Consider the following 13386-nt stretch of genomic DNA (forward strand, 5'->3'; position numbering starts at 1 on the left):
GTCCAAGACCCTGCGTGTGGCGCTGGCAGGAGCGCTTCGCCGCGGAAGGCTTTGAAAGACTGTTGCGCGACAAGACGCGGCCTTCGCGCATTACGCCTCTCGGCTCTGAAGTCGCCGAGCGGGTGGTGGCGCTGACATTGCGGGACTCGTCGGGCGAAGACGACTCACTGGACGGCGGACATGATGGCGCAAGCCGCTGGCATCAGCGCAAGCGCTGTGCACCTTTATGTCGACCGACCGGCCCACGCCATCGTGCTGTCGGTCGACAACATAGCCGAGTTGATCGAAGACGACCAAGTCGAGCGAGGTGAGATGATCAGCAATGCGGCCCTGCAGGCCGGCACGGGTCTTGGGCTCAAGCCTGTTGACGACATCCACGACTTGAAGAAGCGCCCGAGTGAAACATGCGAGAACGGGACAATAGCGACGGCTCCTTTGCCTCAAACTATATCACCCGGCAGAAAAAGAACAGAAGCATCCACAAAGAGGAAATGGAAAAGGCCGCGGACGCTTAACATAAGATACTGTCCACGATTTCCTGTGCTTCAGTCTAGGGTGCACTTCCAGGTTCCGGCAATTCAAATCATGGGAATACTCGAAAGGCTCCGTACTTCATCGCCAGAGAAAACATTGCAACACAGTCGTCAACTAAATTCACAAAAGTTTTGTGACCGACGATCGTTCCCAATGGTATCTTCACCACACCTCTAAAGTTGGCTGAGTTGGCTGAGGCCAATTTCGGTCAGAACCGCAATCCAGCATGCAACATTGGAGTCAGCAGACGTGACAACAAGAGCTCTCATTCTGGTTGAAGGGCATCCGCGTCTGGGCCTGCAATACGTTGAAGCAGTCAAGCGTCTCGGTCTTCATCCAATTACCCTGTCGGCTGATCCAGCCCAGTACGACTATGTTTCGGCGGAAAACGTTGAGGCAATCCATGTCGACACGGACAATCTGGATAAGCTGCTCCGCGAATGTACCCGCCTATCTTCGTCCTATGATATTGCTGGCGTTACTGGGTTTTCGCGCGCCGACGATTCGGCCTGTGTGACGGCTGCTAAACTCTGCCAGTACCTCAATTTACCTGGGCCTAACCCTATATCAATGGAACGATGCTGTGACAAGTTCGCTCAACGCCAGCTCCTTGCGCATGCCGGCGTTCCAATACCCGCCTATCGCTTAGCATCGGGCGCAACTGACATTGAACGCTCAGTAGCAGAGATGACGCTACCAGTGATTCTCAAGCCGGCAGTGGGCAGCGGAAGCTGCGGTGTCCGACTATGCCACAGCGTCAATGAACTAGCCGAACATGCCGCTTACCTATTGGGCAACAAACACTTATTACCATCTTCGCCGCGGTTACTGGTCGAAGAATTTGCGCAAGGTCCTTACTATGAAGTTGACATCATGGGGGATGAGGTCATTTCTATTTGCACCGCTGAGTTATGGCCCCCACCCCATTTCGTCTTTCGGGAAGTGACCTATCCGGCCCCGCTGAATGATAATGAGTATAAGTGTATAGCTGATGTCTCGCGGGCTTGTTTACGAGCTCTCGACCTTGGTTGGGGACCAACGAACATTGAATTCCGGTGGACGAAGCGGGGTCCCGTCGTTATTGAAGTAAATCCACGCATTCCTGGCACGCCGTGGCCTGAACTGGTTCGGCTTGCGTACGGTGTTGATCTCATTTACGAGCACATCAAGGTTGTGATCGGCGACGAACCCGATTTGAGGAGAAGGCAATCGGGCAGTGCAACTGCGCGACTCCTCGTTCCAGATCACGATGGTTTCCTAGTTTGGATGGACGGTACTCGGGCGGTTGCCATGCCAGGTATAGCCGAGGTCAAATTCTATGTTGAACCCAGTGCACCGGTCGCCAGGAAAGGCAATTACCGAGACTATATAGGACACGTGATTGCCGCTTCACCGAGCTCTGCTCGGACCGAGGCGATAATTCAACGCGCCGTCGACTCTATCGATTGGTTGATCACACCATTTCCGACCCTTGGCGAACAGTGAAAGTTTCGTGGCGCGGCAGTGTGCTGAAAGTTCTACTAATTCGCTGAGATGCGACGCACTATGGCCGCTGTGCCCGGAGATCAGCGCAAGGTTGTGTAGACTCGTAACGCGCCAACCCATTCATTCGCCCGGAATTCGCCCCGTGCTCTGCCCCAAACCGCGGACACAGGTTGCATGTCGTGCAGTGTCACATCGACGTCCCAAGCTGTCGAGCGCCCGTTTTGCACATTCACGAGACCTCTACATAAACAGGGCCAGCGAAGTGTGGCACCACCGTTGCAATGAAAGGAGACCTCAGTCTGACGGAAGAGGAGTTCGTGCGTAGGCGACGCCACCGTCCCAATAAGTATCGGCACCCCCGGAACATCGTCCTGGTTTCGGCGAGCGATGTGTCCTGGCCAGTAATGGCCGCCGGGGGCGGTGCGCGAGATCAGTTCATCGGCAGGCCCATCCTTGGGAGAGCTCAGTCCGCACATACGGTGCAGCGGCGTTGAGCGCTTGGCATGGCAGGAGCGGCTTGAACCCGTCGGCAGGAGGCTTACTTAGGATGGCGATCGGTCTGCATCACTTAGTGTGTCGGCTGATTGCCATGGACAAGATGAAGACCCGCACGCCGGGACTTCACAACTCCTGAACCAGTTTTCTTGCGCGGTGTACAACATGCCGCGCTGCCCCGTGATTGCTTCAGGCAGCTACCGCGGCTCGGCCGGCCTCGAAGGGCGCCTCGCGACACAATGTCACCGATGTGGCCATCGTCCCAAGGCGATCCTATACATTCGACGGTCCTGCTGCTGCTGTGTGTTCATAAGTAGCCAGTCCACACATCTGTGTTCGGAACGTTACACGCCAGAGCGCAACTATCCTGTCGGCACGGCGCGAAACACCTGTTTTTACAGTTCTGGCATGCCTATTGCCATTAATGGGATGAGGGGTCCCATTGGAACCCTGTCCGTTTTGCAGCCCGGCCGAGGAACTTAAATGAAGCTGGTTCGAACGATCCAAAACCACGCGAGAGAAGCTATCTCATTGAGATCAGTACTGTCATGCTATCATGAGTTGAAGACGCAGGCGACCTCGGCGTCTAGAGCCTGCTTTGCTGCAATCACGGTCCGCCAACTCGCGACGCGCAACCGGAGACTAGGGCGATGAATTTCCTCGAAGGAAGGCGCGTCGTCGCCGAGGATGAGCTACGAGCCAACAATATCACGCGTTATCATGTCACAGAATTCTATCGGGAGCAGATCATCAACAGCGGTTATTATGACCATCTAAAATATATTATTGAACCGTCACTCAGAGAGTTTGAAAATTACGGCGATTTGGATACGAGCGGCGAGAATGACAACACAGTAGTGCCTGGACTTCAACATAAGTATGCTCAGACTGGTTTGTTGCTGGTAACGGACCGCTGCGCTTCATACTGCCGCTTTTGCTTTCGGAAACGCCTGGTCGGCAAGGACTCGGGTGAAATTGCAACCGATTTTGCTCAGGTTGCTGGATATATCAGCGGTCACTCAGAAATGACGAACGTGCTGTTGTCGGGAGGTGACCCGTTCGTGCTTAGCACCGCTAAGCTTGATAAAATTCTCGACTATCTGCTGCCAATTTCACACTTGGAGACGGTCCGATTCGGTACAAAAACGGTCGCCTATCAGCCCAAGCGGTTCGAGGATCCCGCTCTAGCGGCTTTGTTTCAACGAATCCGCGAAGCGGGGAAGACCGCGGTCATCGTTACACATTTCGATCACATCGGCGAAATCTCGGCCGATGCTGAGTGCAGCATTCGCTTCTTGCGCGAACTGGAAGTACAGTTCCTCAATCAATCCGTCCTCCTTGCGAACGTCAACGATGATCCAGAGGTCCTGGCTGCGACCTTTGCCAAGTGTCATCAAATTGGCGTACGCCCCTATTATCTGTTTCAGGCTAGGCCAGTGAGAGGCGCATCGCATTTCCAGGTTTCGCTGCGTCGCGGAATAGAGATTGCGCGCGGTATCAGCCAACTTCTCAGTGGCATCGAAAAAACATTCAAGTACATCATGTCCCATTATACAGGAAAGATCGAGGTCTTAGACCTCGGATTCGATGGGCGGGTATATATGCGATACCACCAGAGCAAGAACCCCGAAAAAGTTGGAAGGATCTTTTCCCGGCCGCACCTTGAGGGCGCATGCTGGTTGGACGATTTGCCCGAACGATGAGACCGAAAGGCATGGAGTGATGACTAACGTATATAAGAGCCCAGCCGCTTCTGTGGTGCAGCGCCATGAGGCGGTGGTGACGGCTTTCGCGCTCCGCACCGAAGCCGGGCTGCCTGACATCCTTCATGCCTGGGGAAATACAATTGGCGCGGCGGCTGCGGCCTCGAGACTTTTCGCCTCAGAGTCCAGTGCATCGGGGCTGAGCGATCAAACCCCTCTGCTCGTCCGTTCCGCTGACCGAGAGCAGCGGCGCGGGCATCACGCCTGCACGGTCCCATCAACTCCCGCGACGCTCAACGGCATTCGGAGGAACCATGGCGTGATCCGCTATATAACAGTGATGAGGCCGGTGCCGGCGTCGTTGGAAGCGGCCGCCCGGTCGCACGACCATCACCAACAAACCCAGGGCGTGATTGATTGTGCCCGCTCACAGGCGATGGACAGGTCAGTCACCGAACATCTGCGTATGTTAGCCATCCGGAGTTCGCGGCCACGCTGCGGCAGCAACGCCTCATCCGCATCGAGGACTTCTTAACCTGATGCCGGCCGATTTGCGTTGGGTGCGGTTGCATCACCGACCAAGGTCTGACAAGTCGCGGTCTGTCCGCGCAGGTTGGCGCAGTTTCGACGACTTAGCGGCCATTGATTTGCGCCTCTCGCCGCACGGCGGAGTTCTTATTAGCAGCCGAGGGAACAGCCGGATGATACGCCGGAATAAACCGTTCGCTCGGATTTTACGTCTGGGCGAGCACTCTCGATGAGCTGTTGTCTTCGGCCAATTGGACAATGAACGTAACAGCGGAAAGAATGGAAAGGAGTAATTCATGCGGGTAGCCGTCGTTTGGAACCATGATCGTACCGGTGTGATCAACCGGTTCGGTCAGCCTTGTCGGGAGGAATATGGCCGCGAGCAGGTTGAAAGCGTTGCGGAGGCGCTACGAGACGGGGGCCACGAGACGCTCGTATGCGAAGGTGACAAAGGACTGATCGCTACACTTGAGCGGTTCATGCCACCCGATCCACAAGCCCGCCCCTCGGGAATGGTCTTCAACATGGCACTCGGAATTCAGGGCGAATGCCGTTACACTCACGTTCCCGCCATGCTTGAGATGGCCGGCGTGCCGTACACTGGATCGAGCCCTCTCGGGCATGGGCTGGCCCTCGACAAGGCGATCACCAAGATACTTATCCGCGATGCCGGCGTGCCTACGCCGAATTTTCGGTTGATGCGTCGCGGCGCCGAGAGCACCGGCGACCTGCGATTCCCAGTGGTAGTAAAACCGCGTCATGAAACCACAAGCTTGGGGTTGCAGCTCGTGCATGAGCCCACTCAGTTGGAGCAGGCCGTAGAAGTGATCGTCACGAATTATGCCCAGGATGCGCTCGTAGAAGAATATATCGAGGGCCGGGAAATCACCGTTGCTCTGCTCGGGAACGGAGAGCCTGAGGTATTGCCTCTGGTGGAGTATGACTTCGGCGACCGAGAAACACGTCTGGTGACTTGGGACGCGAAGCATATTGCGGTCGCATCGCCGCAGAGAGCTTGCCCAGCGCAAGTCGAAAGCAAACTTGCGACGGTCCTGCGAAATATTTCCATCGCGACCTTCCGTGCCTGCCATTGCCGGGATTACGCCCGGGTTGACCTCCGGATCGACCGCTCCGGCCAGCCGTTTGTTCTCGAGATTAACTCGATGGCCGGCGTTAGCAAGTCCTGCGTTTACGTCTTGGCCGCGACGACCGCTGGACACAGTTTCTCGAACTTAATCAATCGCATCCTCAATGTCGCGCATACGCGATATTTCGGAACTGGCATTCGCTAAGCCGAAGACGCATCGATCGCAACCAGGGCGTTTTCGCGGAGGTAGTTGTGCAGGCGTGGTCGTTACTCTCGACAGAAATGGTGTGCCATACAGCCATCGGTGTTGTTTCGCTTCTCCTCAAGCGAGAACGAGGTCTCGATCGAGGTCATCGAGCGCCAATGCCGCTGGCTTCTGGCGCAACTGGGTGGCGGCAACGATAATCAACATGCGCAAGGCGTCACGATAGCAGGCCACGGTCGCGGGAGTCGCGTCGCAGTTTGGTCAGGCGTCGGCGAAAGGAGGCTCCAGGAGCGGCGCCAGCAGCAAGTGTTTGCTCATGCCGCACCTCCGACGAGGACGGCGTGCTCCGCCGTGGGGCGAGGAGATGGTCGCTAACCGTCGAACGAGGAGATGAGAAACGAACCAGGAGCAAGCTTGACAATCATCGCCCCATACAGGTGTAGCTGACGGCGTTGGTCGCACTCTCCGGCGTCGGCCGGGCTGATCAGCGCGCCACCGCTGGCGGGCTGATGAGCGGATCATCGTTCATCTGGCTGATGGTTTCCAGATGCTATGGGAGCACCGCGTCATTGCACGCTGGTGCCTTATTTGAGGAGATGCCCCATGCAGCAGCATGCCGCTCGACGGCCGCCTTAGTTCCGGATGAGAGCCTTATCGTCGTCGTAGAGATGAGCCGTTCTAAATGGCTCGTCGCCGGGCTCCTTCTCGGCGTCGTTCGCCGTCCTCTTAAGAAACTCTACGCAGACGAGATCTCTGATGCGCGAGCTGGCGCCAGGAAACTATCGCTGCCGGTCGGCGGATCGCACGTGCCATGTTTACCATGCGCGCAGCGACAATTTTGATGTGACGTTATGAAAGCATTTCATCGGTTGAAACAAACGTGTCTGGGGTAACAATAAAAAACAACTTTGTGTTGTTATTATGTAACTTTCGTCCTCGGTAAACGAAGCCAATCTTCATATTTTTCAAACGCGATCGAAAGTTATTTGGGATAATAAAAGCTGTAATTTTCACAAGACCCAGGTGCTCGAACGCAAATTTAATTACCGCCCTTCCAGCCTCGACTGCTATTCCGCTTCCGGACGCCGCAAGGTGCAGGCGGGTTACAATTTCTATGTTATCTGGGTCCTCGGGCAAACGCAGGCCGCTGCACCTCAATCCGCAATAGCCAACGAATTTTCTGGCGTTACAATCATCTTTGACGAAGACCAGCCATAAGCCGAAACGATGTCGCTGCCAGTGATTGATGAACTGAAGCAATTCAGCTCTCGACTGCTCTAACGTGGGATAGATTCCAGTCACGGCGTTTACGACAAACGGATCGCTATGGAGCTCATGTACAAGAAGCTCGTCGCTATCCGACGGCGGCCTTAGGACCAGGCGTGGCGTTTCTAGGATGTGCATGAGAAGTGTCCTCTTCTGAGCCAGCCGATGATGGAGCTGAACCGCAACAAACGAGGCTATGATCGCCGAGAATGCGCCTTCGTTGGATTAAGCTATCGAGAAATCTCTGCAACAGGCTTATTTCGGGAATGCTGAGATCCGTCGAGGAATGCGAGCGTTTTCGGTTGACGTCAGGGGGCGCTTTGCACGTCTGCTCCTCTGTTTATATCGCGAGATGTGGGATCCGGCTGACGGCGAGCGCGGGATCTTGGTCTAGTGAATGGAATTTACCTCTATGAGTTCACGGCCTAACGCTACTTTGGCAGATTTTTAGGGGAGAGGGTTCTGCGGCAAGGGAGACAACAGATTGGGGGCGGCTGCGCGAGCGCGGTGAGGATGGCTTGCCCGACGCCCTCCCGCTTGTTTGAGACGGCGAGATTGCAGGAAGGCGTAGGCGACCATCGTCATCAGCGCGTGCCGGTGCAGCCCATCCATGAGCGCGCCTCGAAGTGGTCGAGGCCAAGTTCCTCCTGGAGCTGCTGATGCGCTGTTCGCAGACCCCGCGGGCCTTGATGGCGCCTGCGATCTGCTTGAGCGGGGTATCGGCGGGCAAGTTGGAGAGGTAGTATTTGCGCTCGCCGGTCGAGCGGTGCTCGTCGATCACCCGGACCTCCTCGCCCGCTAGATCCTGAGCGCCCATGTCGCGGATGCGCTGGGGTGGCCATCTGAAACCCGGACAAGGACAGCGGCGAAGCGCGCCGAGGGCGGCCTTTGGTGCCACGCCGCCAACTGACCGTCCGCCATGGGGCTTTTTCCAGCATCGCCTGCGCGGTCATCGACTTCACATCGGGGATATGCCGCTGGCGCGGGCGGCCACGTCCGACAACGGGAAAGATCATTGCCACGTCGGCGGGATAGACCTTCTGGCCGCGCTCCGTGAGCGCCTGCCGGAAGGGGGCGCTCAAGCCATATCCGGCATCGGCGAGCACGCAGCCAAAGCGTAGGCCGGCTGCGCGAGCCCGGTCGATCTCGACCAGCGCGATTTTCGTGTTTTGTCCTGTAGGCACGATGGTACGGTCGAGCCGGGCGGCATCGGAAGTCCAGCTCTCGGGGAGAAACAGCCGCAATCCCACCATGACCGGTACTTCGCTAGAAGCCAGCGTCAGCGACACCAGCGTCTGGCAGTTGGCGTTCTTGCCAGCGCCGAGGCATATTGCGGCGCGACGCCGATCGAGTGCCCCTTCTTGGGGAGCGCGGTGTCGTCCACGATCAGTCACACATCGTTCCCGCCACCCCTTCTCCAGCGGCGCAGCATCCCACACGCCGCTCGCGATGAAGTGGTGCAGTTGGTCATAGTTGACGCCTGCGTCGCGAGCACCGGTTGAATGCTCTTGCGATCCCCAAGGCCAATCAGCCCAGCAATATAGGTCGGACACATCCGCGCACGCGTCTTGTGCCTCAACGCCGAGACGAACGGCTCAAGCCACAGCTCCAGATCGAGTTGCCAATCCCTGTTCATGGCCGGCCCCTCCAACAACCGACCTCTAATCACGCAAAAACCGCTCTCGGGAATCCTCAAAACGCTCCCAGAACTAAAAATCTGCAAAAGTAGTGTTAGGGTGCTCGCACGCTGGCGCGCCGGAATATCCCTCTTCGCGCTGGCGGTGCCTTCGCACTCAATTCTGTCGATCATTGTCATCAACCAGACGAAACTGTGTCTTAACACATACACGGAAGTAGGATGGCAAGTCCAAAAACATTAAACTGAACCATTATTTTTTGGCATAGCACTTGCAAGTTGACCTGCGACATCTATCCCAGCAGCGGAGCTCCTACATTGGCCCGTTTAGGGCCAATTCGGCGGACATGCCGCTACTGAGCCTGTCGAGGGGATCAGCGATGACGCTCAGTCAGCAGAGATAGCATCCGGCTCTAGAGTGGCGCGCATTCCATGAATGCGTGCCGCAGCAGTCAGGGCCAGGACGAGAACTGGTCAATACGTAAAGATATTCGCAAGATGAACTCTACCACAGGAGATCCGACAATGTCTGTTGACGTAATGTGGGGCGAAGAATGGGCTCCAATCTACAAAAAATATACCGGTATACGGGGAAGGATCGCTGAAGTGGACGAGACTATCACATTCCTTCATCGATACGCCGGCGAAGGCAATGCTCTTGAACTTGGCATCGGTGACGGACGTGTCGCAGTTCCATTGAGTAAGCTTGGCGTTAGGGTTGAAGGTATCGATAACTCTGATAGCATGTTAAAACTTCTTTCTGAGAACACGGATTTGGTTAAAGCGTGGAAAGGAGATATTTATAAATTCAAGACAGAGCAACGCTACGGATTGGTGTATTGCATATATAACACGTTTACACTTGTTGACACGCGCGAAGGTCAATTATGTTGTCTCCAATCTGCCGAAAAGGCATTATCCCTTGAAGGGGTCTTGGTGATCGAAATCGTTGTGCCGGAACTAGAAGGCATAGTCAACGGCCAGAAAGTCAGCACACTCCTCTTGGATGACGAGAACACAATCCTCATTGCGGATGTACATGATCCAATAAAGCAAAACTTGACCTCAACGCTTCTTTGGTTTTCTGATACGTCCGTCAAACGTTTGCCACATCGCGTGCGTTACGTTTATCATCAGGAATTGGACACTATGGCCGAATGCGTAGGGCTCAAGCTATCCGAGCGCTGGGAAGATTGGGCAGGAGGCGCGTTCACCGAAAAGTCCAAACGTCATATCTCGGTTTACCGAAGAAGCGGCTTCTAATTCGCCTCGAACCGGGGCAGGTCATGCGGGGGGCCGGTCCGACCGCGAAGAGAACCCAGTGACTCTCGGGGGCGACATGATCCGGAAGAAAGAAGCAGATGAAGCTTGACCTCACTAACCCAATCAGAGAAGCCTGCTAGAGCCTTCATATCGGCACTGTCATACTTGGCTCACTAAATGGCACTGAACGTCGGCAGGATGGCTTTGCGATCTCTCTATTGACACGCGCCTGCATTCCGCCTGTTCAGCAGTCCTAAAATTTTCTTTCTTAAGCGATCGCAGTTTTGCTTGACATGGAACTCGAGCGAGTGGCGGTTCACGTGAACGATGGTCAGTGGCAGGTCACCTTCACCGCGCCGCAATCAGCTACTGACGGTTCCGATGTGGGCTCAGATAGTCAGATCAGCGCATAATTCCAGCGTCGTTTCGCTCCGCATCCAGATAAAGTCTTCGTGATAGAAATCGGAAGATTGCTATCCTGTTCGACGAAAAATATCGAAGTGGGCCACCTTGGCCCGACATGGGCCCCGAGCGATGCCCTGATCTGTGACGTGTCACCTAGAGTAGAGACGCCTCGGCGCAGCTCTGACTTGGTTGTCCGCGTCCCCAGCGAGCGAGACTCAATTGGGCGGCTGCGCGGAATGCTGCCTGGCGAGACAAATCACCCCAATTCGTACCTTCCTGGAGAGACAATCTATGCAATATCCTAAGCAGTGGACTGATGCCCTAGAACTCATTTGGGGCGAAGGCATGCTTTCGCCGGGCGGACCGATAAAGGTCTCCCAGATGCTGGAGGGCATCGACATTTCTGGCGACCGCGTGCTGGACATCGGTTCCGGCCTAGGCGGCATTGACGTGCTGCTGGCCACCCACCACGCCGCGGCCGCGGTCATCGGCATCGATGTCGAGCCGCAACTGATCACATCAGCTCGCGACCTGGCGGCGAAGAAGGGGCTCGCCGGACGCGTCACCTTCCAACTGGTCACACCAGGAAAGCTTCCGTTTGCGGATACCAGCTTCGACCTGGTCTTCTCCAAAGACGCGATGGTGCACATCGCTGGCAAACCTGCAATCTATGCAGAGGTCCTGCGCGTGCTGAAGCCCGGCGGCTGGTTCATTTGCGCGGATTGGCTCTGGTCCGAGGGCGCCGCCGAGAGCCGCGTCGTGCACGCATGGCTCTCGAAATCGCAACCGGGCTTCGCCTTCACGAAACCCGCGACCGCCCTCCAGGCGCTCATCGACGCTGGTTTTGCGGAACCGACTGTCACCGATTTCCGTAAGGAACTGCAAGAGGCCAACCGCGAGGAGGTAGCGCTGCTCGAGGGTTCGGCACGCCAGACGCTTGCGGCGACAATCGGCGCGGAAATGGCCGAGGGCATTGTCGCCAGTGCCAAAGGCCGGCAGGCAGCGCTTGATTCCGGCGACCTCATCCCCTCGCATCTCAGGGGCCGCCGCCCGAGCTAGATGTTCGGTCCCGGCATTGCTGGAGCGCATTGATTTCGAAGCGTTCCGCTTATGACGCGAAGGCGTGAGCGCGGAAAATCTCGCCATTGGCGATTGCCTCCTTGATCAGCGGCACCGCCGAGCCACCGGCACCGGGGTGGTGAACTCGCTGCCATAGCCCACATTGGGAAAACGGCTGAGCATTGGTTGACGGCGCTCGAGGCCCTGCGTAGCGCAGCGCGCCGTCATGGCGACCATGCCGGCCAGCGGGTCACTAAAGTGAAGTTGTCGAGACAACACTTTGGAGCGTGACCGACCATGACCAAACGCCTTTCTACCGCAACCGATGCCGTGCTGGTAGCGATCGACATGTCTAAACACCGTCAGGAGGTTCCGATCGAGCGGCCCGAAGGCGGTCGCCGTCGCCGGATGTCCGTATTGGCAACAAAGGCGGACTATGACCGCCTTGCTGAAGATCTCGCCGCGATCGGAAGGCCCGTCGTTGTCGGCTTCGAGGCCACCGGCAACTATCATCGCACTCTCGCGCATCGGCTGCCCGCCGGCTTTCGAGCTGCGGCTGATCTCGTCGGTCGCCTTGGCTCGAAGGAGAAGCCTTCACAATGGCTGGGACAAGAACGACCCGAAGGATGCGCAGGTCATCCTTCAGATGCTGCGGACGGTGGGGGTGCCTTCTCGTGCAACTCGACGAAGGCGAACTTCGAGGCGCGGTCGATGGCGACGAACATATGCAGCTTGCCCTGCTCGGCCCTGACCTCGGCAATGTCGATGTGGAAGTAGCCGACAGGTAGCCTCCTGCTCCTCGCTATGGACCGCGCGCCTTGGCGATGGTCGGAAGTGCTTCGGCGAGACCAGGCTGGCATCGGATCACGTGATCGGCGATCTGCTGTATGGGCTGGGGCGACGTGGAGCCAGTCGATGCCGTACCGGCAGTCCGCTGCGTGCTCGCTCAACTCCTGCCCTTCGACCTGACCGAGACGCATACGACCGTGCGAAAGCGGACCATCAAATTAGGTGGGCGGCTCGACGACCGAGCGCAACCTGGGGCGTGAGAATGCAGTTTGAGAACGACATCAGCTCAAAATACAGCTTCCTGGCGATCGACCGCACCGACGAGGCGCCGACACTCCCAGCCCGTCATTGACGAGATCATGTCGAAGGTAAACGGCGAGCGATCTGTCCGTCTTCCAGCTTCACGACGTCTGTGGCGGCACCAGTTCCCCAAGTTTGGTACCCTATCACGGCCTTGGAGATACCGACTTTAGAAAAACCCTGCCCAGCGTAGCGGGGCGATGTCATCGAGGATCCATAAGGACCGACCATGGGTGCCGGCAACGAGATCGCTTCCTTTGACCTTGAGATCGTACACCGGAGCCACGGGCAAGCCACCGACCATGTGCGAACAACGGGCACCGTCATCCAGACTGAAGAACATTCCGGTTTCGGTGCCGACGAAGAGCAGCCCCGGTCTCACCGGATCGGCGCGCAAGACACGGGTTATCTCGCCTACCGGCAAGTCGCCGCTGATAGATCGTCAAGTCTTGCCACTCTCCTTGGTACGAAGTATGGCCGGCATCGCCCGCGACCGCCACAACGCGGCCGCCTCTGGTGGGTCCAATGCACCGCCATTTTAAGGCCGGTAAGCCCCTCGGGTCAATCACACGCATCTCCGTCGGCATCTCATCCTCGATCATTATGTTATTGCAATCAGCCCTGGCGTTGA

9 protein-coding genes and 3 pseudogenes are annotated in these 13386 nt (G+C 56.9%); 6 read left to right on the top strand and 6 right to left on the bottom strand.

Features of this window, described 5'->3' with window-relative positions:
- Positions 1-246: 246 nt before the first annotated feature.
- Positions 247-381 (bottom strand): annotated as a pseudogene (locus AC04SG_RS32060) (ATPase); the annotation flags it as partial.
- Between the two features lie 402 nt (positions 382-783).
- Here AC04SG_RS32060 and AC04SG_RS32065 point away from each other — a divergent pair.
- The 3 genes from AC04SG_RS32065 to AC04SG_RS32075 all read left to right on the top strand — a co-directional run bounded on the left by AC04SG_RS32065 (position 784) and on the right by AC04SG_RS32075 (position 6037).
- Positions 784-2019, top strand: a complete 1236-nt coding sequence (locus AC04SG_RS32065; RefSeq protein WP_488554287.1) for an ATP-grasp domain-containing protein — start codon at positions 784-786, stop codon at positions 2017-2019.
- Positions 2020-3164: 1145 nt separating this feature from the next.
- Positions 3165-4217, top strand: coding sequence for a KamA family radical SAM protein (locus tag AC04SG_RS32070; RefSeq protein WP_488554288.1), 1053 nt, complete (start codon positions 3165-3167; stop codon positions 4215-4217).
- 824 nt (positions 4218-5041) lie between these two features.
- Positions 5042-6037, top strand: coding sequence for a D-alanine--D-alanine ligase family protein (locus AC04SG_RS32075; RefSeq protein ID WP_488554289.1), 996 nt, complete (start codon positions 5042-5044; stop codon positions 6035-6037).
- A gap of 849 nt (positions 6038-6886) precedes the next feature.
- On the opposite strand, the gene AC04SG_RS32080 is transcribed toward AC04SG_RS32075, so the two are convergent.
- The 3 genes from AC04SG_RS32080 to AC04SG_RS32090 form a co-directional block, all read right to left on the bottom strand.
- A complete protein-coding gene (locus tag AC04SG_RS32080) occupies positions 6887-7441 on the bottom strand; it encodes a GNAT family N-acetyltransferase (RefSeq protein ID WP_488554290.1) in 555 nt (184 codons plus the stop codon).
- Positions 7442-7887: 446 nt separating this feature from the next.
- Complete coding sequence (locus AC04SG_RS32085) at positions 7888-8742, bottom strand: transposase (RefSeq protein ID WP_488554294.1); 855 nt, start codon at positions 8740-8742, stop codon at positions 7888-7890.
- Positions 8694-9113, bottom strand: a complete 420-nt coding sequence (locus AC04SG_RS32090) for a hypothetical protein (protein ID WP_488554295.1) — start codon at positions 9111-9113, stop codon at positions 8694-8696. Before AC04SG_RS32090 ends, AC04SG_RS32085 begins: the two co-directional genes overlap by 49 nt.
- Before the next feature lie 351 nt (positions 9114-9464).
- Between AC04SG_RS32090 and AC04SG_RS32095 the strand changes: the two genes are divergently transcribed.
- The 3 genes and pseudogenes from AC04SG_RS32095 to AC04SG_RS32105 form a co-directional block, all read left to right on the top strand.
- Positions 9465-10202, top strand: coding sequence for a class I SAM-dependent methyltransferase (locus tag AC04SG_RS32095; protein ID WP_488554291.1), 738 nt, complete (start codon positions 9465-9467; stop codon positions 10200-10202).
- A gap of 750 nt (positions 10203-10952) precedes the next feature.
- On the top strand, positions 10953-11666 hold the full coding sequence (locus AC04SG_RS32100; protein WP_488554292.1) for a class I SAM-dependent methyltransferase: 714 nt from the start codon (positions 10953-10955) through the stop codon (positions 11664-11666).
- A 297-nt stretch (positions 11667-11963) separates the two neighbouring features.
- A pseudogene (locus AC04SG_RS32105) lies at positions 11964-12321 on the top strand (IS110 family transposase); the annotation flags it as partial.
- Here the strand turns inward: AC04SG_RS32105 and AC04SG_RS32110 are convergent.
- Together AC04SG_RS32110 and AC04SG_RS32115 are read right to left on the bottom strand one after the other, a co-directional pair.
- Positions 12314-12451: pseudogene (locus tag AC04SG_RS32110) on the bottom strand (IS481 family transposase); the annotation flags it as partial. The pseudogenes AC04SG_RS32105 and AC04SG_RS32110 overlap by 8 nt on opposite strands.
- A gap of 473 nt (positions 12452-12924) precedes the next feature.
- Positions 12925-13152 (bottom strand): hypothetical protein, encoded by a 228-nt coding sequence (locus tag AC04SG_RS32115; RefSeq protein WP_488554293.1) that lies wholly within the window; start codon positions 13150-13152, stop codon positions 12925-12927.
- Positions 13153-13386: the final 234 nt, after the last annotated feature.

This window comes from Mesorhizobium sp. CNPSo 4684, assembly GCF_057784315.1.